Source organism: Bacillus sp. FSL P4-0334, assembly GCF_038004825.1.
In the GTDB taxonomy this organism is placed as follows: domain Bacteria; phylum Bacillota; class Bacilli; order Bacillales; family Bacillaceae; genus Bacillus; species Bacillus velezensis.
Map to the genome: position 1 here is coordinate 1,297,254 of NZ_JBBORX010000001.1, position 20,125 is coordinate 1,317,378.

General features: G+C 48.7%; 21 protein-coding genes. 15 read left to right on the top strand and 6 right to left on the bottom strand.

Annotation, left to right across the window (positions count from 1 at the left end; all coding sequences use genetic code 11):
* Positions 1-42 precede the first annotated feature (42 nt).
* Positions 43-432, top strand: coding sequence for a DoxX family protein (locus NSQ37_RS06745; protein WP_007609195.1), 390 nt, complete (start codon positions 43-45; stop codon positions 430-432).
* A 179-nt stretch (positions 433-611) separates the two neighbouring features.
* Entirely contained in the window at positions 612-950 is a 339-nt protein-coding gene (locus NSQ37_RS06750) for a thioredoxin family protein (RefSeq protein ID WP_007409022.1), read from the top strand.
* A gap of 63 nt (positions 951-1,013) precedes the next feature.
* Here the strand turns inward: NSQ37_RS06750 and NSQ37_RS06755 are convergent, their stop codons facing one another.
* Entirely contained in the window at positions 1,014-1,397 is a 384-nt protein-coding gene (locus NSQ37_RS06755; RefSeq protein WP_003156684.1) for a DUF2512 family protein, read from the bottom strand.
* 153 nt (positions 1,398-1,550) lie between these two features.
* On the opposite strand from NSQ37_RS06755, the gene NSQ37_RS06760 reads away from it, so the two are divergent.
* The 4 genes from NSQ37_RS06760 (at position 1,551) to tatC (ending at position 4,991) form a co-directional block, all read left to right on the top strand.
* Positions 1,551-1,979, top strand: coding sequence for a cell wall hydrolase (locus tag NSQ37_RS06760; RefSeq protein WP_011996267.1), 429 nt, complete (start codon positions 1,551-1,553; stop codon positions 1,977-1,979).
* Positions 1,980-2,242: 263 nt separating this feature from the next.
* Complete coding sequence (locus NSQ37_RS06765; RefSeq protein WP_341123435.1) at positions 2,243-3,994, top strand: alkaline phosphatase D family protein; 1,752 nt, start codon at positions 2,243-2,245, stop codon at positions 3,992-3,994.
* 12 nt (positions 3,995-4,006) lie between these two features.
* Complete coding sequence (locus NSQ37_RS06770; RefSeq protein ID WP_003156681.1) at positions 4,007-4,204, top strand: twin-arginine translocase TatA/TatE family subunit; 198 nt, start codon at positions 4,007-4,009, stop codon at positions 4,202-4,204.
* Positions 4,205-4,265: 61 nt separating this feature from the next.
* Entirely contained in the window at positions 4,266-4,991 is a 726-nt protein-coding gene (gene tatC / locus NSQ37_RS06775) for a twin-arginine translocase subunit TatC (protein WP_007409026.1), read from the top strand.
* Here tatC and pcp read toward each other — a convergent pair.
* Positions 4,988-5,635 (bottom strand): pyroglutamyl-peptidase I, encoded by a 648-nt coding sequence (pcp, locus tag NSQ37_RS06780; protein ID WP_341123436.1) that lies wholly within the window; start codon positions 5,633-5,635, stop codon positions 4,988-4,990. The genes tatC and pcp overlap by 4 nt on opposite strands.
* 71 nt (positions 5,636-5,706) lie before the next feature.
* On the opposite strand from pcp, the gene NSQ37_RS06785 reads away from it, so the two are divergent.
* Entirely contained in the window at positions 5,707-6,834 is a 1,128-nt protein-coding gene (locus tag NSQ37_RS06785; protein ID WP_326146293.1) for an aminotransferase class V-fold PLP-dependent enzyme, read from the top strand.
* A gap of 35 nt (positions 6,835-6,869) precedes the next feature.
* Here the strand turns inward: NSQ37_RS06785 and lmr(B) are convergent, their stop codons facing one another.
* Together lmr(B) and NSQ37_RS06795 are read right to left on the bottom strand one after the other, a co-directional pair.
* Positions 6,870-8,309, bottom strand: a complete 1,440-nt coding sequence (gene lmr(B), locus NSQ37_RS06790; protein WP_038455963.1) for a lincomycin efflux MFS transporter Lmr(B) — start codon at positions 8,307-8,309, stop codon at positions 6,870-6,872.
* 36 nt (positions 8,310-8,345) lie between these two features.
* Complete coding sequence (locus tag NSQ37_RS06795) at positions 8,346-8,912, bottom strand: TetR/AcrR family transcriptional regulator (RefSeq protein ID WP_007409030.1); 567 nt, start codon at positions 8,910-8,912, stop codon at positions 8,346-8,348.
* 177 nt (positions 8,913-9,089) lie between these two features.
* Here NSQ37_RS06795 and NSQ37_RS06800 point away from each other — a divergent pair, with 177 nt between their 5' ends.
* From NSQ37_RS06800 to NSQ37_RS06815, 4 genes are all read left to right on the top strand, one after another.
* On the top strand, positions 9,090-10,205 hold the full coding sequence (locus NSQ37_RS06800) for a type II asparaginase (protein WP_076425776.1): 1,116 nt from the start codon (positions 9,090-9,092) through the stop codon (positions 10,203-10,205).
* Positions 10,206-10,401: 196 nt separating this feature from the next.
* Complete coding sequence (locus NSQ37_RS06805; protein WP_025284183.1) at positions 10,402-11,046, top strand: esterase/lipase family protein; 645 nt, start codon at positions 10,402-10,404, stop codon at positions 11,044-11,046.
* Positions 11,047-11,182: 136 nt separating this feature from the next.
* Positions 11,183-12,253, top strand: coding sequence for a helix-turn-helix domain-containing protein (locus tag NSQ37_RS06810; RefSeq protein WP_308973414.1), 1,071 nt, complete (start codon positions 11,183-11,185; stop codon positions 12,251-12,253).
* Between the two features lie 130 nt (positions 12,254-12,383).
* The gene (locus NSQ37_RS06815) at positions 12,384-13,316 is read left to right on the top strand and encodes an aldo/keto reductase (protein WP_257726585.1); all 933 of its coding nucleotides are present in this window, start codon (positions 12,384-12,386) and stop codon (positions 13,314-13,316) included.
* 43 nt (positions 13,317-13,359) lie between these two features.
* Here the strand turns inward: NSQ37_RS06815 and NSQ37_RS06820 are convergent, their stop codons facing one another.
* Positions 13,360-14,355, bottom strand: a complete 996-nt coding sequence (locus tag NSQ37_RS06820) for a DUF5105 domain-containing protein (RefSeq protein WP_025284186.1) — start codon at positions 14,353-14,355, stop codon at positions 13,360-13,362.
* A gap of 126 nt (positions 14,356-14,481) precedes the next feature.
* Between NSQ37_RS06820 and NSQ37_RS06825 the strand changes: the two genes are divergently transcribed.
* Positions 14,482-15,882 carry a YcdB/YcdC domain-containing protein gene (locus NSQ37_RS06825; RefSeq protein WP_341123437.1) on the top strand — a complete coding sequence of 467 codons (1,401 nt, stop codon included), beginning with the start codon at positions 14,482-14,484 and terminating at the stop codon, positions 15,880-15,882.
* A gap of 200 nt (positions 15,883-16,082) precedes the next feature.
* The gene (locus NSQ37_RS06830) at positions 16,083-17,441 is read left to right on the top strand and encodes a YcdB/YcdC domain-containing protein (protein WP_160222827.1); all 1,359 of its coding nucleotides are present in this window, start codon (positions 16,083-16,085) and stop codon (positions 17,439-17,441) included.
* Here NSQ37_RS06830 and NSQ37_RS06835 read toward each other — a convergent pair.
* Entirely contained in the window at positions 17,438-17,941 is a 504-nt protein-coding gene (locus tag NSQ37_RS06835; RefSeq protein ID WP_011996280.1) for a M15 family metallopeptidase, read from the bottom strand. The genes NSQ37_RS06830 and NSQ37_RS06835 overlap by 4 nt on opposite strands.
* A gap of 109 nt (positions 17,942-18,050) precedes the next feature.
* On the opposite strand from NSQ37_RS06835, the gene NSQ37_RS06840 reads away from it, so the two are divergent.
* Together NSQ37_RS06840 and NSQ37_RS06845 are read left to right on the top strand one after the other, a co-directional pair.
* Positions 18,051-19,172, top strand: a complete 1,122-nt coding sequence (locus NSQ37_RS06840) for a response regulator aspartate phosphatase (protein WP_007409040.1) — start codon at positions 18,051-18,053, stop codon at positions 19,170-19,172.
* A 115-nt stretch (positions 19,173-19,287) separates the two neighbouring features.
* Positions 19,288-20,067, top strand: coding sequence for a glucose 1-dehydrogenase (locus NSQ37_RS06845; protein WP_257726587.1), 780 nt, complete (start codon positions 19,288-19,290; stop codon positions 20,065-20,067).
* Positions 20,068-20,125: the final 58 nt, after the last annotated feature.

The following is a 20,125-nucleotide window of genomic DNA, read 5'->3' on the forward strand; positions in this document are numbered from 1 at the left end:
CTTGCAGACATCATATAATATGAAAAATAAGGAGAGATAAAAATGGAAGATGCAGGACTATTACTTATTCGAATCATGATTGGTGTGGTGTTTCTGTTTTATGGATCACAAAAATTATTCGGCTGGTTTGGCGGATACGGAATTAAAGGAACCGGACAATGGTTCGAGTCAATTGGAGTTAAACCAGGCAATGCCGCGGCCGCTTTATCAGGTCTCGGGGAACTCGCAAGCGGAATTCTATTTATTTTAGGTGTTTTCCTCCCGCTCGGAGCTGCTATTATAACGATTATTATGTTAGGTGCCATCGTAAAAGTCCATGGAGCGAAAGGATTTGCCAACGGTGCCGGCGGTTTTGAATATAACTTGGTGCTGATTGCAGTCTCCATCGGAGTTGCACTCATCGGTTCAGGGGCGTACGCTTTGCATTTTTAATATAAGTATCTAAGAACAGTTACTGAAAAGCGGTAACTGTTCTTTTATTTTTCAAGCACAACGTTCAGGTGCTCTGAATAGCAAAAAAGCGGATATGTTCAATATAAATGTGTATAGTGAATGTACGAGTATCGATGAGCTTGGTCATAAAAGACGAGCCGATTTGGAGGAGGGTTTTGATGAAAGAGATGGCAGAATTACATTCATTAGATTCTATCGAGAATTTTATTAAACAGCATCAATTCAGTTTTATCTACATTTCAAGACCCGCCTGTACAGTATGTCACGCTGTTCTGCCGCAGCTCAGAAAAGTATTGGATCAGTTTCCGAATATCAAATTGGGGCATATCAATGCTGACGAGGTAGAAGAGGTGGCCGGCAGATTTTCAGTCTTCACTGTTCCCGTGCTTCTTTTGTTCATTGATGGGACTGAGTTTCTGAGAGAAGCCCGCTTTGTTCATTTTGAACAGCTCGAAGAAAGGCTGAAAAGGGTTTATCAGTTATATCAAGATGTATAAAGCGTTTATACTTTACAAATAAAAAGCCCCCTTTAAAGGGGCTTTTATCCGGCCTTTTTTAGGTTATTCGGACCGGGGTTCTAAAAAACGGGACCCGCCCAAGTCTTTTCTCATCAGATAGATATGGAAAAAATATTCTCCGACGGCGATGATGACGGCGGAAATAAGAGCGGCAAACGCCAGTCTTCCTCCGGAAATGCCCATGGACAGCGGCATTCCCATCAGCCAGACAACAAGAAACGCGATTCCGAAATCAGCGGACGCCGCCGTGATATTATTCCATCTCGGAAGCACGTACAGGTCGCCCGTAAAGTAAGAAACGGCTCCCAGCACAATGGTCATCAGCAGCACATCGCCGAATGTAAAGCGAAAACCTAAGCCGAGTATCAGATACAGAATAATGATGGTCATAATGCCTTTAATGGCAAGCGCTTTAATGTGTTCCATGCGAATTCCTCCTTATGGAAATCATGTTAGTATGTTTCCTCATCCCGTGAAATATAAACCCTTTTTTCGTGAACATTTGTTTTCTGGCTTTTGTCTGTCATCACTGGGCCGCGGCTGAATATGATGAAGGGAGAAAATACGGGAGGTGTCATGATGGCAGTCGTAAAAGCGTCGAGCGCCGATCTGGATCTAATGGCAAGGCTGCTCAGGGCGGAAGCGGAAGGCGAAGGGAAGCAGGGAATGCTTTTGGTCGGCAATGTGGGAATCAATCGGGTGCGGGCGAATTGTTCTGATTTTAAAGGCCTGCGCACCATCAGGCAGATGGTGTTTCAGCCGCACGCGTTTGAAGCGGTGACTCACGGATACTTTTACCAGAGACCGCGTGAATCCGAGCGGAGGCTTGCCCGCCGGACGATTAACGGAGAACGGTTTTGGCCGGCTAAGTTCAGTCTGTGGTATTTTAAGCCGCCGGGAAACTGCCCGCCGACTTGGTATGATCAGCCGTTTGTCGCGAGATTCAAATCCCACTGCTTCTATCAGCCGACAGGTGAGACGTGCGAAAACGTGTACAATACATTTTAATCCCGGGCGCACCGTTCTGAGAATGAACGGTGTTTTTTTAATTTTTTGTGAAGAAAAACAGGAAAAAAGTTCGCTTGACGGATGACAAGCCAAAAAGAAACAGAGGGGGTTTTCTCCCGGCGGGGCAAGGTTTGTCGAAACAATGTGAAAAATGTCTCCCGCCGTCCATTTTTCAGCCTTACAAACCCTTCACACTTCTTCATAGCGGTTTAACATTTCTTTTTTATAATAAGGGCGATCAATGAGACGAAAGGGGAACTGACATGACACATGACGGCCGTTTAGATGAATGGATCAAGGAATTGGAGAACAAAAGCTTTCAGAACAATACGTTTGACCGCCGCGCATTTATACAGGGCGCCGGTAAAATCGCCGGTCTTTCCCTCGGGTTAGCGATCGCGCAATCCATCGGCGCGTTTGAAGTGAATGCCGCTCCGAAATTTTCAAACTATCCGTTCACCCTCGGCGTAGCTTCCGGCGACCCGCTGTCTGACAGCGTCATTCTCTGGACGCGTCTTGCCCCTGACCCGCTGAATGGGGGCGGTATGCCGAAGCAGGCCGTGCCGGTAAAATGGGAAATCGCCGCTGATGAACATTTTCGTCACATCGTCAAACGCGGAACGGAAATGGCCAAGCCGAATCTCGGACACTCCGTCCATGTCGAGGCGGACGGGCTCAAGCCCAATAAAGTGTACTACTACCGGTTTAAAAGCGGGCATGAGCTCAGTCCCGTCGGCCGGACGAAAACGCTGCCCGCTCCCGGCGCTGACGTATCCGCCATGACGTTTGCATTTGCCTCATGCCAGCAGTATGAACACGGCTATTATACGGCATATAAACATATGGCGAATGAAAAGCTTGATCTCGTGTTCCATCTCGGAGATTACATTTATGAATACGGACCGAACGAATATGTGTCAAAAACGGGAAATGTCAGGACGCACAGCAGCGCTGAAGTGTATACACTGTCAGATTACCGCAACCGTCATGCCCAATACCGCTCTGATGCCAATCTGAAAGCCGCCCACGCCGCATTTCCGTGGGTCGTGACGTGGGACGATCATGAGGTGGAAAACAATTATGCCAATGTTATCCCTGAAAAAGGCCAATCCGTTGAAGCGTTTGTGCTCAGGAGGGCCGCAGCTTACCAGGCTTATTATGAACACATGCCGCTCAGGCGCATGTCATTGCCGAACGGTCCTGATATGCGGCTGTACAGGCAATTTTCTTATGGCAATTTGGCATCGTTCAATGTGCTTGATACAAGACAGTACAGAGATGATCAGGCCAACGGCGACGGGAATAAGCCGCCTTCTGATGAGTGGAGAGACCCGAAGCGTACATTGATGGGGACAGAACAGGAGCAATGGCTGTTCGGAAATTTAGCCGCCTCAAAAGCGAAGTGGAATGTGCTGGCGCAGCAAATCTTTTTCGCGCAATGGAATTTCGGAACAACCGCCAATCCGATATACAGCATGGATTCATGGGACGGCTACCCGGCTCAGCGGGAGCGGGTCATCAATTTTATAAAAAGCAAAAACCTGAACAATGTCATCGTGCTGACGGGTGATGTTCACGCAAGCTGGGCGTCAAACCTGCATACCGATTTTAATCAAACGAATTCAAAGATTTTCGGAGCCGAATTCGTCGGGACTTCCATTACATCTGGAGGAAACGGAGCGGATAAACGGGCCGATACGGATCAGATCTTAAAACAAAACCCGCATATTAAGTTTTTCAACGATTACCGCGGCTATGTCCGCTGTACGGTGACCCCTGCCCAATGGAGAGCGGATTACAGAGTGGTGCCGTACGTGACGGAGCCGGGGGCTGAGGTATCCACGCGGGCTTCATTCATTTATCAGAAAGACCAGACGGGGATTCGGAAGGTCTCTCAAGCTGCGGTTGCAGGCGGTGTAAAGCAGTCAAACGAGGTGGAAGAGGATCGTTTCTTCGCCCATAACAATGCGCATGAAAAGCAAATGAGAAGGAAACGGGCCAAAATCTCACAATAAGGAGGCACACTCATGTTTTCTAATATCGGCATTCCCGGGTTGATCCTGATCTTCGTCATCGCTCTCATCATTTTCGGGCCTTCAAAGCTTCCGGAAATCGGCCGTGCCGCCGGCCGCACGCTGCTTGAATTTAAAAGCGCCGCAAAAACACTGGTCTCAAATGAAGAGCCGGACAAGCAGACGGCTGAGAAAGACAAAACGGCAGGCTGAATCCTGACATGGGGGCAGACGAATCCGTTTCTGCCTCTTTCTCTATAAGGAGGATGTACGATTGGATAAAAAAGAAACCCACTTGATCGGGCATTTAGAGGAAGTTCGGCAGCGTCTCATTAAAACCGTTATCGCCTTTCTCGTGTTTTTTATCGGCGCCTGCTGGTTTGTGCAGGATATTTATGACTGGCTGATCAAGGATTTGGATGGCAGGCTGGCCGTTTTAGGGCCGAGCGAGATTTTATGGGTGTATATGATGATTGCGGGAATATGCGCCCTTACGGCAACGATTCCGGTTGCCGCTTTTCAGCTCTGGCGTTTTACGGCGCCGGCTTTGACCCCGTTTGAACGCCGCGCCGCTTTGCTTTACATTCCGGGGCTTTCGGTTTTGTTTATTATCGGAATTTCCTTCGGGTATTTTGTGCTGTTTCCGATTGTGCTCGGATTTTTAACACAATTATCCGCCGGCCATTTTGACATGGTATTTACGGCGGACAAGTATTTTACCTTTATGCTGAATCTTACATTGCCGTTCGGATTTTTGTTTGAAATGCCTCTGGCCGTCATGTTTCTGACACGGCTCGGAATCGTGAATCCAACCCGGCTGGCAAAGGCGCGGAAGCTTTCGTATTTTGTGCTGATCGTCGTCTCGGTGCTGATTACGCCTCCGGATTTTATGTCTGACTTTCTCGTCATGATTCCGCTGCTCGTCCTCTATGAAATCAGTGTGACGCTGTCCCGCATCGTTTACCGGAAGAAATGGGCCGAGGCGCCGTCTGCAGCTTAGTGAAGTTCGCCTCCGCCGGTCTCAATATCGTCCTCATGCGCCGCGGCGGTCACCGCGGCGATTTTGAGCGCTTTTGTCACGAGATCCAGGCTGAGGCTCGGCGCAGACTTCTGCAAGGTTTGCTCCGGAATGTACGGGATGTGTATAAACCCGCCGCGGAGGTGCGGATGATGGCGGCTGATTTCATCCATCAGCCCGTAAAAGAGGTGATTGCATACAAACGTCCCCGCCGTGTAGGATACAGCCGCGGGAATGCCTTCCTTTTTGATTTCCTCAACGATCCGTTTGATCGGAAGGCCGGTCCAATAGGCCGCGGGACCGTCTTGAGAAATGTTTTCCCCGACAGGCTGGTTTCCTTCGTTATCCGGTATGCGCGCCTCATTGAGATTGATCGCGACCCGTTCCGGCGTGATCTGCATTCTGCCGACTGCCTGTCCGACACAGATGATAATGTCAGGCTGATGTTTTTTGATCGCCTCGCGCAGCACGGCAAGAGACTTATAAAAAACGGTCGGCACTTGTTCAGATACGATAGAGGCGGGGCCCTCAGCGGCACCATTCAGCCGTTTGACCGCTTCCCATGAAGGATTGACCGTTTCCCCGCCGAAGGGGTCAAAGCCTGTCAGCAATACTTTTTTCTCCATATAAAACCCTCCTTTTCTTTTTACCATACTCTATAATGGACATATATTCCTGCCGAAGGGGGAAACACGTCTTGAATTCGCCTCTGGTGCAATACCGATCTTTATTTCCTGCGCTCCGCACACATACGATGCTCGCCAGCTGCTCTCAAAGCGCTCTTGCCCTGCCGGTTTCAAAAGCGGTCAATGACTATCAGGAAAGCCTGCTTCAGCATGGCGGAAACTGGGAAGAAGCCATTGGACGAACGGAGCGGGCAAGGTGTGAATTTGCGAAATTGATCGGCGCCCATCCTGAAGAAATCGCCGTTTTACCTTCAGTAACGGCTGCTGTCTCTGCCGTCGTTTCTGCTTTGCCGGATTGCCGAAAGAAACAGGCGGTGTATACGGAATTGGATTTTCCGGCGATCGCCCACATTTTGAAGGCACAGACTGAGATGAAGCTTTCAGTCGTGCCGTCTGAAGACGGAATGATCCCGTTAGAGCGGTATGAGACGTACATATCGGAACAGACGCTTTTCACCTGTGTGCCCCATGTGTCATATACGTCCGGTTTTGTCCAGGATATGAAGCGCATTGCCGAGATATCCGCAAAGAAGGGATCGCTTCTTTTTGTCGATGCTTATCAATCGGCGGGGCACATCCCGATTGATGTAAAAGACTGGGGAGTTGATATGCTGGCCGCGGGTGCGAGAAAGTATATGCTCGGCATACCGGGAACGGCGTTTCTTTATGTCAGAAAGGAACTCGCCGAACGGCTGAAGCCGAAAGTCACCGGGTGGTTCGGGCAGCAGCGGGCGTCGATGCTGGATTTAACCCGTTTTTCTTATGCGGACGGAGCCAAACGCTTTGAGACCGGAACCCCGGCATTTATCAGCATATATGCGGCACAGGCGGCTTTATCTCTAGTAAACGATGCCGGCACAGACCGCATTCACCGGGAAGTAAAAAAACTCAGCACATTTGCGTATGAATACGCTTTTGAAAAAGGGTTGCACCTCACAGGGCCGCCGTCTGCCGATGACAGACCCGGCATGATTTCCATACGGGATGAAAAAGCGGCGGAAACGGCTGCGCTGTTGAGGCGGAAAAACATCGTATGCGCACCCAGCGGACATATCATCCGGCTGGCGCCTCATTTCTATAACACGGCTGACGATCTGATCTATGCGATTGATGAACTGGCTGAAGCGCGCGGTATATAAAAAAACAGCAGACTCACGGGGAGCCTGCTGTTTTCTTATGAGTGATTCACTTTGACCCGTTTCATAAAGAAGGCGCTGATCAAGCCGATAGCGGCGACAATCATCGCGAAGATAAAGGCGTGCTGGACGCCCGCAATCAGCGCGTGAGAGTATGCGGAAGGATCATTCGGGTTTTTCACGGTGCTCATATAATTCTTCTGCCCGGCTGCCATGATGCTGACCGCCACCGCAGTGCCGATTGCGCCGGCCATCTGCTGGAGCGTATTCATAATGGCCGTTCCGTCCGGGTAAAATTCCGGCGGCAGCTGGTTTAAGCCATTCGTTTGCGCCGGCATCATGATCATGGAAATGCCGATCATCAGGCATGTGTGGAGCACGACGATGAGAATGGCCGTTGAAGTGCCGGTAATGTTTGAGAAAAACCAAAGTACGGCGGCCGTGATGACAAACCCGGGAATGACAAGCCACTTCGGTCCGTATTTGTCAAACAGGCGCCCCGTCACCGGAGACATAAAGCCGTTTAAAATACCGCCCGGCAACAGGATGAGCCCGGACGTAAACGCCGTCAGCATCAGTCCGCTTTGTAAATACATTGGCAATAGAAGCATTGTCGATAAGATAACCATCATACAGATAAATACAATCACGACACCGAGAACAAACATCGGATAGCGGAAAGCGCGCAGATTCATCATCGGCTGCTTCATTGTCAGCTGCCTGATGGAAAATAAGATGAGCGCGATCGCACCGACAGTGAGCGAACCGATAACCGTCGGGCTTGACCAGCCGTCTGATCCTTCGCCCGCATTGCTGAATCCGAATACGATGCCGCCAAACCCGATCGTAGACAGAATAATGGAAAGCACGTCAATTTTCGGTTTTGTAATGTCGGACACGTTCTGCATGTAGGCGATGCCGAATAAAAGAGCCAACACAAGAAACGGCAGGGAAATCCAGAAAATCCAATGCCAGTTCAAATGCTCTAACACGAGCCCTGAAAATGTCGGACCGATCGCAGGAGCGAACATGATGACAAGCCCGATCGTCCCCATCGCCGCTCCGCGCTTATGCGGCGGAAAGATGACGAGGATTGTATTAAACATCAGCGGCAGCAGCAGCCCGGTTCCTAAAGCCTGCACGATTCTTGCCGCCAAAAGAAACGGAAAGCTCGGCGCAAGCGCTGCAATCAGCGTGCCGATAATGGAAAAAGCAAGTGAAACGATAAACAGCTGTCTCGTCGTAAACCATTGCAAAAGCAGACCCGATACCGGGACAAGAATACCGAGAACGAGCAGATAGCCCGTCGTCAGCCACTGGACGGTCGCAGGAGTGATATGTAACTCCTTCATCAGGTCAGTCAGGGCGATATTCAGCGCCGTTTCACTGAACATGCCGATAAACCCTGCCGTCAGTAAAGAAATCATGATCGGCATGACTTTATATTGTTTGGAAGGCTGAGCGTTTTCCAAAATCATTCTCCTCTCTTTCTATACGTACATGTCTCTCGTATTTTATGTCTTCAGCAGGTTCGGGATTTGTTTAGAAATATGGAGGATCGGCATTTTGTCTTTTTTGGCTAAGGACACAATGATGCCGCCTTCTATCATGGCATTTAAAACAGTGCTGATTTCCGCCGCTTTCTCATCAGAAAAACCGGCTGATCTCAATTTGCCCGCGAACAGATTCTCCCATTCCTGATAAGCGCTTTGACAGGCCTGCTGGAGCTTTTCGCTCTTTAAAGCAGTCTCGGCAGCCAGTAAACCGACAGGAAACCCTTCAAAGTTCTCCGGACATGTGAATTGGCTTGATAAGTCCTGTAAAAACGCTTGAATGCTTTCCGCAGGATCAGGATGGGCATCAAGGCTTTCTTTTATTTTCATACGGATATAATGGCTCATTTCATTGACAGCCTCAATGGCGAGCTGCTCTTTGCCGTCCGGAAAATGATAGTAAAGAGAACCTTTCGGCGCACCGCTTTCTTTAATAATCTGATTCAGCCCCGTGCCGTAATACCCCTGAAGCTGAAACAGCCTGGTTGCCGCGGCGAGGATTTTTTCACGAGAATCTCCATAGCTCATAATGTTCCCACCTTACTGATTTTTGACAAATTTAAAATATAGTGACTGGTCTATTATCTTGATTTCACATGATGGTGTCAAGGTTTTTTAACGGTTATTTTCTTCGGGAGGTTGCCTGACAAGCGCGTTGACCGGTGAGAGGAAAATCTTCATAAATAAAGAAAAGGAGAGAAAAGAATGAAAAAACAATTTATGCCCTTCATTACATTTATCACGGCTCTGCTCTTCATCGCGGCCGGCTGCTCCCAATCTCCTCAAGCGAAAGAAACACCGCCCCGGATGGCAGCCGCAGCCCCAGCGAAAAAAGACGGACTTCCGAATGTTAAAATTCTTGCCACCGGCGGCACAATTGCAGGCGCTGCTCCTTCAAAGACGTCAGCTACGGAGTACACGGCGGGGGCAATCGGAGTTGATGCCCTGATTCAGGCCGTTCCGGAGATAAAAGAGGTCGCGCATGTGAGCGGAGAACAGGTTGTGAATATCGGCAGCCAGAATATGAATAACGAGACACTGCTGAAACTTGCAAAACGGGTAAACAAGCTGCTCAAGTCTGATGATACAGACGGCATTGTCATTACACATGGAACAGACACACTTGAGGAAACCGCCTACTTTCTCAATCTGACGGTCAAAAGTGACAAGCCCGTTGTTGTCGCCGGGTCAATGAGGCCGTCCACGGCGATCGGAGCGGACGGGCCATCCAACTTATATAACGCTGTAAAAACAGCGGCTGCGCCTGATGCGAAAGGTAAGGGGACGCTTGTCGTATTAAATGACAGAATCGCTTCGGCGCGCTATGTGACAAAAACCAATACAACCGCGGCCGACACATTCAAATCGGAAGAAATGGGTTATATCGGAACAATTGCTGATGACATCTATTTTAATAACATCATGACCCGAAAGCATACGAAGGATACAGATTTCAAGATAGATAAACTTGATAAACTGCCGCAGGTCGATATTATATACGGCTATCAAAATGACGGAAGCTATCTCTTTGAAGCTGCCGTAAAATCAGGGGCGCAAGGCATTATTTTTGCAGGCTCGGGAAACGGCTCAATGTCTGATGCGGCGCAAAAAGGCGCCGTAAAGTCGGTCAAAAGCGGGCTGGCGGTCGTCCGCTCCACAAGGACGGGAAACGGAACGGTAACACCTAATCGAGAGTATGAAAAAGACCATTTGACAGCTTCAAACTCTCTCAACCCTCAAAAAGCGCGGATTCTTCTGATGCTTGCGCTGACAAAAACGCATGACCCTAAGCGGATTCAAACCTATTTCAATGAGTACTAGGAGAAGAGAACTGGGTGTTCTCTCCTTTTTTGTTATGCCGTATTAAAGCATAAGCGTGCTTTCGGGAAAGGGGCGTCTTTCTCATTTTTCCGCTCTTTTTTTAATTGTTGAAAACAGTAAAAAATACACTATTTTTTCCTTTTCTTCTCTAATAGAATAAAAACTGCAAAAATATTACATAGCAGGAGGAAAGTTCATGAAACATATAAAAAGCAAAATTCTAGTTGTCCTTACAGTTTGTATGCTGTCCGTCATTTCCGTATTTGCCTTCCAGCCGACCGTATCGAAAGCCTCCTCAGGGCATAACCCTGTTGTCATGGTCCACGGAATCGGCGGGGCGTCCTTTAACTTCGCGGGAATCAAAACATACTTGGCATCCCAAGGCTGGTCAAGAAAAGAGATGTACGCCATCGATTTCTTAGACAAAACCGGAAACAACAGACACAATGCGCCGAGACTGTCCAATTACGTGAAAAAAGTGCTCAGCGAAACAGGTGCGAAAAAAGTCGATATCGTCGCGCACAGCATGGGCGGAGCCAACACGCTCTATTACATTAAAAATCTTGACGGCGGAGACAAAATTGCAAACGTCGTCACACTCGGCGGAGCGAACGGCCTTGTGACCAACCGGGCGCTTCCGGGGACTGATCCGAACCAAAAGATTTTATATACATCGATTTACAGCTCAGCGGACTTAATCGTCCTGAACCCGCTGTCACGGCTGATCGGCGGGAAAAACGTGCAGATTCACGGTGTCGGACACATCGGACTTTTGATGAACAGCCAAGTAAACGGGCTGATTAAAGAAGGTCTGAACGGCGGCGGACAAAATACAAATTAACAGTTTCAAAGCCCCGGAGAATGTGAATATCCCGGGGTCTTTTTTTCTTCCATATTCTTTTTTCGCCGTAAACCAAGCCCTCTGAAGTTATTTTTGTTAAAATAATAAAGTTATATCAGAATTCGGAGGGTTTATTGTGGGAAAAGTGAAAAGAAATGCCCCTTGCCCATGCGGCAGCGGGAAGAAATATAAAAAATGCTGCGGAAGCAAAGAAGCTGCCATTCCGGCAGACATCGCGGCAAAAGAAGCGAAACAGATTCAGGAAAGCCTAATGGAGTACGCCTTTACAGCACATAGAGACGGCATATCATCATTTATTAACCAGCACGCGTTCATTACGGAGCTGGACAGACAGACAAAAGACATCGGAGTCTTCAACCTCGGCATCTGGGGAATTTTCTTCCGTCCGCTGGCAGGCGGCAAGACGATTTTTGAAGAATATCTTCAGAAAAAAGCCGGCGGCATCAACCGCCCGAAAACACGGGAAATCGTTGAATCATGGAAAAGCATGACACCTGCCGTTATGGTGCTTGAAGATGTGAGAGAAGGAATGATTCACTTTGAAGATGTGATGACGAAAAAACAATTCAAAGTGGAAATGGACGTCAGCCAGCAGGATCTTCCGCCGGCGGGAAGCCTGATTCTCGGCTATCCGATCCACGAAGCGGAAAAAGCGGAGTTCTTCATGCAATTTACGATCTTCCCTGTGAAGCGGGCCGAAGCTCTAATCAGCAAAGTGAAAAAGGCGGCTGCCCCGGCTCTTGCGGAAGGAAAATCGCCTGAGCGCTTTATGCAGGAAAACTTCGACATTGTGCTGGCCGCTCTTTTAGGAACGGCGGAAGAGCCTGAGCAGGCTGCTGAAGAAAAACAGACAGAGTGGGCCAACGACATGGAGAAGGAAACGGCAGACGCCATTGAAAAAGGCCTGAGCGGGGATGAATACCCGGCTGAGCTGGTTCCGGCCGTAATTGATCTGTGGAAAACGTTCTGTATCAAAAAAACACCGACGATCAGAAAGCCTGAAGCTTTCGCGGCGGCGGTCGAATATTACGTAAACAGCATTTCTCTGAACGGCGCGTCCGTTTCTCAAGCCAAGCTGGCGAAGAAGTACGGCGTCAGCGCCTCAACGATTTCCAGCCGCTATAAGGAAATCGAGGGTGCTCTCACGGATGAAGCCGAACGCTTCGCCGCAGCTCTGACATCTTAATACACAGCCAAAAAAACCTTGAAGGGCAAACGCTTTTCAAGGTTTTTTTTGCAGATAGGCTCTCAGGCAGGATAATTCTTACCGTCTATCTAATACTAAACAGAGCGATAAAAGGAAGGGAGCCTGAGCCATGGATGAGACACGTACGCTGGGCAGGACGGATTTACGGGTAAAGCGTATCGGTTTTGGCGCAAATGCGGTCGGAGGACATAATCTGTTTCCGAATCTTAATGATGAAACGGGAAAAGAACTCATCCGCACAGCATTGGACGGCGGCGTCAATTTTATTGATACGGCGTTTATATACGGTTTGGGGCGTTCCGAAGAGTTAATCGGTGAAGTTGTCGGAGAGCGCGGCGTGCGGGACAGCCTCGTGATTGCGTCAAAAGGCGCGCACAAAGAGGTCAACGGACAAATCGAGCTGGACAACAGCCGTGAATTTCTCCGGAGTGAGGCGGAAAACAGCCTGAAGCGGCTGAAAACAGACGTGATTGATTTGTATTACGTCCACTTCCCTGACGGCAAAACACCGCTCTCCGAAGTGGCGGGCACGCTAAAAGAACTGAAGGACGAAGGGAAAATCAGAGCAATCGGCGCGTCCAATCTCAGCTTCCGGCAATTGCAGGAGTTTAACGCCGACGGCTATTTAGAGGTTTTTCAATCGGAATATTCACTGATTCAGCGTGAGGCGGAGCATGATCTGCTGCCTTATTGTGAAAAGAACGGCATTTCCTTTATTCCTTATTTTCCGCTTGCTTCCGGCTTGCTGACGGGAAAGTTTACAAAAGACACAGTCTTTGAGGACAGCCGAAAGAACAGGCCGCCGTTTCAGGGAGAAGCTTTTCACCAAAATCTGGAGCGAGTGGATAAGCTTCGGGCCGTTGCGGAGGAAAAAGGGGCGCAGACAGCGCATATCGCACTCGCATGGCTTCTGTCGCAGCCGGCGGTGGATGCGATCATTCCCGGAGCCAAACGCCCCGACCAGCTGAAACACAATCTGGACGCGCTTAATGTGCAGTTAACCGAGGATGAGGTTCAATATATCAGTGACATCTTTAAGTGAAAATAAAAAAAGGAAATAGCCTGCGCTATTTCCTTTCTTGTTGTCAGGACGTTTTCAAAAACGCTTCTGTCAATCCTTCCAGATCGGCGTCTGTATCCAGATACCACTGGCCGCGGGCGTTTTTCTTCATCTCGATTTCTCTTGTAACAGAAGAAGAAGCCGGCTTCAGGCGCATAAACTCTTCTGGATAGACAGAAAGCAGGTGGCTGACAATTTCGTTTTCATCAGCATCAGGGTGCTTTCCGGCATAGTCTTGCACGCGGTCTTGCAGCTGGCCCGCAAGCGGAGACATATCAAGCGGCGTCACTTTTGCTTCAAGGACGGCTTTTTTGCCTGACATGGATTTGGTATGCACCTTGAGCTCTGTGTTATCCCGAAGCGCTGATGACATGGCGTCAATAATAGCGGAAATGGATTTTGAATCCGCCTGTTCTTGTGAAATGCCTGCAGAAGCGATAAAGCTGGCTTTCGCCGATTCCTGATATGCGGCGGCCGTCATTTTTTCATTTACACCGGTCAGGCGGGTGAAATCTTTATTGTGCTTGCCGTACAGCATCACATCAATGTATGCGGATAATGCGTCCGCTGGGTCAGGTTTTGCGTTGGAGGCTGTGCCTTTGACTTTCAGTTTATAAGATAAAGGCTTCGCGTCTTTTGCCTGCGGCTGATATACCAATTCATAGGATTTGCCTTCGTCAGCCGTGAAGTACAGATTGCCCGTCACTGTCTTACCCGCATGAAGCGTGCCGCTCTGCATCAAGTCTTCCTTATCGGCCTTGGCTGTTTTCGCGTCATCCTGATAAAGCGAGAAGTCGCTGCTTTTGACGGTAAGCGGGTCTTTGCCCGTATTTTTGACGGTGACCGTTACTTTCAGCGCGGCCGGATGTTCAGTATCGTCTGAAGCGGCCCATGCCGTCTCTTTTATTTTCACTTTCGCCGTGCTGCTTTCCTGGCCGCCGCTCGTTTCGCTGCTGCACGCGGCGGTAAATGCCGTGAGAAGCAGAATGAAAAACACGGCGCTCATTTTTTTGATGGACATCTGGTTTACCCCCTGTTGTTAATGATTAATTCGATAGTCATGAAGACGGACAGGTTAATTATACTAGTTTTGTATAAAAGAGTCTTGGTAATCATCAATCTTTTTGGAAGAAAAGGAAGTGTTATGATGAATAAAGAAGAATTGAAACAGCTGGCTCTCCGAATCGGAAACGTACCTGCCCGCTACGAGAGTAATGTGGAAGAATACCGGGAAGATGAGGTTCTGTTTTGGTGGGAAGATAAGAATGATCCGGAAGCCGGCATCATGGTCGAATTAGACCGGGACGGAAAACTGAAATACTTATCCCGTCCGGCTTTCCAGACTGATCTGCTGGCTCTTTCGGAATCGGACATAAAAAAACGGATGCGGGCGTTTTTAGAAACCCATCGTCCTGGGGCATTGGCTGAGTTCGAATTGGAAAACAGCGGCTCCGCCAATGATGGCGATGTGAGATATTCCTATGTTCAGATGGCTGACGGTCTGCCGCTTCCGCTGACCGGGTTTTACATCGACCTGGCTGTGACAGGGGAAGTAACCGGCTTTTCTTACCATGGGAAGGCCGATGATCTGTTAAGACCGGAGACAATTGCGGACAAGCGGGAAGCGTTGGCTCACTTTGTCAAACATATTGAAGCAGAGCTGTTGTTCACCGTCCTGCATCAGTCCGTCTATGTGCAGGGGGATGACAAGCCCCATCTCGTCTATCAAATCGTGTCTCCGACGCGGCCGATATCGGCCGACCTGAAGGAAGAGAATGCAGAATTAGACGAATATGAAGAGCTGGAAGACGACACGCGGCCGTATGTCCCGATTTCACGCCCTGCACCTGAAGCGGAAAAGATGAGCATCAATGACATGATCGGGCTGCACGACGGTTTTTATAAAGAGAGGGAAAGCGACCTTGGAGAGGGCCGTATCGGCATTGCCTGGCGTCCTGAAAAAACAAAATCCGTACGGGAAGTTAAAAGCTTTGAAAGTCTGTTTAAAGAACGGAATGAACACGTATTGAAAACAATGCATGATAAAGAATCGGGCCGGCTCACCGGGGTGATGTCATTTATAAAAGTTGAAGGCGAACCGGTGTTTTCCGAGGAAGAATGCCATCACATGGCCATCCGCTTTTTATTCGCCATGTTTCCGGAAGCGGATCAGTATTTCCAGGTTCAATATGATGAACCGGATGATGAAGGAGAAAACGCAGGGCTTACATATAAGGCTTGTTCGGGCGGCGTTGATTTGCGATTCGGAGAGGGGAGAATCTGTGTCAGCAAAAAGACGGGTCTTGTCACTTTTTATATGCCGCCGGAAATTGATCCGAAAGAGCTCCAGGAAATCGATCCCGTTCCTTCATTGACAATGGAAGAGGCGAAAGACGCGATCCGCCGGGCCATCAAAGCCGAGCTCGCTTGGGATCGTTGTTACGATGACGACAGCTGCGGAAAAGTGTACAGGCTCGTATACAAGCCGGTTTTCCCGCTGTTTATTGAGGCTCATACAGGGGAAGCGATCACGAGTTTAATAGGTTGAAGGTCATGGGCGTTCGTCCCGGGGCTTTCGCGGGGAATGTGACATTTGTATGAAAAAGAGCCGCTCTGAATACGGCTCTTTTCCCTCTTTGCTAAAAATAGACACATAAAAGGCACTTTCTTCCCTTTAAAAGGATAAGGACGTTTTTATATAATAAAAAACAGTTCTTTTTTATACACTCTTCTGAAAGGATGACCCCATTGCTGAAAGAACATCTGAGAAAAAAAGCGCTGGAAATCGGGAACATACCGCCGGACTATGAGCTTGAAATAGAAGATTATGATGAAAAACAAAAAACGAAAGCCTATTATATATGGAAAGATCGTAACCAGCCGGATAAAACGGTCACGATTGAGCTGGGCGACGACGGATCTTTGCTTACCTATTCACGCAACGACTGTCCGGGTTCAGACATGCAGCTGTCAGACGCCGAATTAAAGCTGACGGCTCTTCGGTTTGCGGCGAGACACCGTCCGCTTACTTTTATGAATTTCATCTTTCAGGCGAGGGAAGAACGCAATGGGTGCATCCGATTTATCTATACAAAAAAAGTGCTCGGCCGGCCGCTTCCCGATTCAGGTTTTTTCGTTGATGTAAGCAGGAGCGGCTTCGTCGTGCAGTTTATCTATTACGGGGATAAGGGTGAAGCGCCCGTCCCGGAAACATTCGTCGATCGGGAAAAAGTCGTCTCGCATTACATGAGTGTGCTGACATTCAGTCTCGTCTATGATGTGGTCAATTTTGAGAAAATACCGCGTCTCGTCTATGAACCGATTCTGCCGGCTTACAGCTATCCGGCCGGTGAAGATGATATCGTGCCGGATCAGCAGCTTTGCGAAGACAGGAATGAGCCGGCAAAACCGCTTCCCGCGTTTGAACATAAACGGGAAATCAGCCTGGATGAATTAATGGGGTTTACCTCGGACATGGTTCAGACGCGCCGGCGCGATCTCGGGGATGAGATCGGAACGACATGGCGGAAAGGGTCGGTTCCGGAACGGAAAGATTTGAGTATCGAAAGCTATTTTGAAAGCAGCAACAAAAATACAATGAAGATGAAAACGGACAAAAAGACAGGGAAAATGACAGCCTTTAAATCCTTTATTGAGCATCAGGGCCCGGCCTTTTATTCTGCGGAAGAGTGTGAGGCCGTCGCGCTTCAATTTTTATACAAGCTTTATCCGAGAGCGGACGAGTTTTTTAAAATGAACCCGCTGAAAACGGACGGAAGGGGCAGGTTCCGCTTCCATTTTTCCATATGGCATCAGGATATTCCGCTGCGGTTCGGCGCTGCGAGAATACTTGTCAGTCCCGTAACGGGGCTTGTGGAAGCTTACATGGCGCCTGACATTGACCCGGAGCAGCTGGAGAAGATCAATCCGGTGCCGGCCGTTACTCCCGAAGAAGCAAAGGCCGCTTTTTTATCCGATTTCCATCTGCGGCTGGAGTGGCAGCGCGATTTTACGCCGTCCGGCAATGAAGGATATAAGCTTGTGTACAGGCCTGTCTATCCTCCGTACATTGATGCGCAAAAGCGAAAAAAGAAAAGGTTTTATTAGCCAGGGATCATTTGTAAATGAGGATAATCTTTAAAGCCTCTCCAATCGCCTCCCCAATCAAAACCGAGCGTTTTGGCAATCGATACGACCTCAAGCCAATCGGGCGTGCCGTTTCGGTTTCCGTCGTACGTCATATCCCAAATCAGGCTTCCATCCTTTTTTTGCAGGGCGAAGTCGATCGCAAGGCCGTAATTGTGGTAAGATTCCCCGCCTTTTGCGTAGGTGACGATATTTCCTTTTTTTGAACGTCCTTGACGGTACAATTCGTTTTGTTCCTCAATTGATCTGAAACCCTCTGTGATAACGACGGTGATGCCTTTTTTCAGAGCGGCCGTCTGCAATAGCTCCGCATTCTGTTTCACGAGCGGATGAAGAGCGCTTGGAATGGCTCTGTCTTGTAATGCCGTCTGCGGCCTCAATTCTTTCTGCACATAGGAAAAACATAGGTCTGCGGAAAAGAAGAGGATCAAAAGCAGTGCAATTCTGACTGGTCGTTTCATGGTGAATTCTCTCTTTCTTTAATTGATTAAAATCTTTGTTTGCTCACTGCCATAAATTTGCTATGATAAAATATAACATAATTAGTAGCCGGAGGAAGGAGGCAAATCTATGAAATCCAAGATTCCATCTGAAGAAGTGGCCGTAAAGATGAATGAATGGTATAAGCTGATCCGCGCGTTTGAAGCCGATCAAGCTGAAGCGCTGAAGCGGGAGATTCAATATGAACTCGAAGATATGGAAGAGAACCAGGATTTATTGTTGTATTTTTCATTGATGGAATTTCGGCACCGCATCATGCTGGATAAATTAAAACCCATGAAAGACGGCGACTGCCAGCCTCCGTTCTCTGAAATGCTCACTGAGATTGAGATGAACCAGCAAAAGCTGACCGGCTTACTGGAATATTATTTTTACTATTTCAGGGGAATGTATGAATTTAAGCAGAAAAACTTCATCTCAGCGATTTCTCATTATAAGCGGGCTGAGGAAAAGCTTGAATATGTGGAAGATGACATAGAGAAAGCCGAGTTTCTGTATAAAATTTCTGAGGTGTACTATCATATCAAGCAGACTTTCTTTTCGATGAATTACGCGGGACAGGCGCTTGATATTTACAAGAAATATGAATTATACGGAATGAGAAGGGTGCAGTGCAAATTTATCATTGCCGGAAATCTGATGGACGCCCAGCAGCATAAAAAAGCGCTGGAATACCTCGAATGCGCCTTGGAACACGCGGAGCGGCTTGATGATCAATATATGATTGCTGCGGCCTATTATAATATCGGGCACTGTATGTACAGTCTGGGTGACTTTTGCAAGGCGGCGGAGGATTTTGAACGGGCGGCTGCCGGATTTGAAGCACACAGCTTCCGGCAGGTCATCCAGGCTGTTTTTTCACTCACGCATATCTACTTTAAAACGGAAAAATACAGTGAAGCCGCCGCCAGCTGCGCGCGGGGCATGAGAAGTGCGGCGGAGTGGGAAGATGAGATCTATATGACGAAATTCCGTCTGATTAAAGAGCTTTATCAGGGGGAAGGCGGACAGGATTCGCTCAAAGAGTATTTTGACATTCTGGAATCAAAAGAGCTGTTGGCTGACACAGAGGAGCTGCTTCAGGACGCGGCTCATTTCTTTCATAAACGGGAGAACTACAAAGCGGCATCTTATTTTTTCAGCAGGCTTGTCGGCGTGCAAAAAAGGCTGCAAATGAACAACTACGCATAATGAAAAAAAGAACGAGGGAGCTTCGGCTTCATCGTTCTTTTTATGATCTCTTTTGTTTTCGGCCGATCAAAACCGGGTACATGCTCTGTATTAACATCAGGGAGGAAAAGAGACAATGTATCAGGATTTACAGGGAAAAACAGCGATCGTAACAGGTTCTTCGAAAGGAATCGGAAAGGCCATTGCCGAACGCTTCGGCAAGGAGCGGATGAATGTGGTTGTGAACTACCTCGGTGATTCCGCCGGAGCGGAAGAAGCGGCGGACATCATTGAGAAAGCGGGAGGCCGAGCCGTCACCGTAAAAGCCGATGTATCCTCAGAAGAAGGGATTCAGGCGCTGTTTCATGCCGCGCAGGAGCATTTCGGGGGTGTGGACGTGATGGTCAACAATTCCGGCTTTAACGGGGCCGAAGCGATGCCCCATGAAATGAGCCTGGAGGATTGGCAAAGGGTCATCGACGTCAACGTGACCGGCACCTTTTTGGGGGCGAAAGCGGCACTGAAACATATGCTCGAGCGCGGCAAAAAAGGAACGGTCTTAAACATATCGAGCGTTCATCAGCAAATACCGCGTCCTGAAAACGTGCAGTACTCGGCATCCAAAGGCGGGATCAAAATGATGACGGAAACGATGGCGCTCAATTACGCAGACAAAGGCATCCGGGTGAATGCCATCGCTCCCGGCACGATCGCCACGGAGTCCAATAAGGATCTGGAAGATGAAACACATAAACAGGCCCAGCTGAAAAAAATTCCGATGAACGCCTTCGGAAAACCGGAAGAAGTCGCCGCGGCCGCCGCATGGATGGTGTCGGAAGAAGCGAGTTACGTGACCGGAACAACACTTTTCGTCGACGGAGGCATGACGCTTTATCCGTCTCAGCTGGAAAGTTAAAAGAGGAGGGGAAACCTTCTCTTTTTTGTTTAGGGAAGGATTATAAAGGAAATGGTTC

Coding starts and splice junctions, on each gene's coding strand:
- NSQ37_RS06745 (WP_007609195.1), top strand. CDS start 43: ATGGAAGATGCAGGACTATTACTTATTCGAATCATGATTGGTGTGGTG.
- NSQ37_RS06750 (WP_007409022.1), top strand. CDS start 612: ATGAAAGAGATGGCAGAATTACATTCATTAGATTCTATCGAGAATTTT.
- NSQ37_RS06755 (WP_003156684.1), bottom strand. CDS start 1,397: ATGGAACACATTAAAGCGCTTGCCATTAAAGGCATTATGACCATCATT.
- NSQ37_RS06760 (WP_011996267.1), top strand. CDS start 1,551: ATGGCAGTCGTAAAAGCGTCGAGCGCCGATCTGGATCTAATGGCAAGG.
- NSQ37_RS06765 (WP_341123435.1), top strand. CDS start 2,243: ATGACACATGACGGCCGTTTAGATGAATGGATCAAGGAATTGGAGAAC.
- NSQ37_RS06770 (WP_003156681.1), top strand. CDS start 4,007: ATGTTTTCTAATATCGGCATTCCCGGGTTGATCCTGATCTTCGTCATC.
- pcp (WP_341123436.1), bottom strand. CDS start 5,635: ATGGAGAAAAAAGTATTGCTGACAGGCTTTGACCCCTTCGGCGGGGAA.
- NSQ37_RS06795 (WP_007409030.1), bottom strand. CDS start 8,912: ATGAGCTATGGAGATTCTCGTGAAAAAATCCTCGCCGCGGCAACCAGG.
- NSQ37_RS06800 (WP_076425776.1), top strand. CDS start 9,090: ATGAAAAAACAATTTATGCCCTTCATTACATTTATCACGGCTCTGCTC.
- NSQ37_RS06805 (WP_025284183.1), top strand. CDS start 10,402: ATGAAACATATAAAAAGCAAAATTCTAGTTGTCCTTACAGTTTGTATG.
- NSQ37_RS06815 (WP_257726585.1), top strand. CDS start 12,384: ATGGATGAGACACGTACGCTGGGCAGGACGGATTTACGGGTAAAGCGT.
- NSQ37_RS06820 (WP_025284186.1), bottom strand. CDS start 14,355: ATGTCCATCAAAAAAATGAGCGCCGTGTTTTTCATTCTGCTTCTCACG.
- NSQ37_RS06825 (WP_341123437.1), top strand. CDS start 14,482: ATGAATAAAGAAGAATTGAAACAGCTGGCTCTCCGAATCGGAAACGTA.
- NSQ37_RS06835 (WP_011996280.1), bottom strand. CDS start 17,941: ATGAAACGACCAGTCAGAATTGCACTGCTTTTGATCCTCTTCTTTTCC.
- NSQ37_RS06840 (WP_007409040.1), top strand. CDS start 18,051: ATGAAATCCAAGATTCCATCTGAAGAAGTGGCCGTAAAGATGAATGAA.
- NSQ37_RS06845 (WP_257726587.1), top strand. CDS start 19,288: ATGTATCAGGATTTACAGGGAAAAACAGCGATCGTAACAGGTTCTTCG.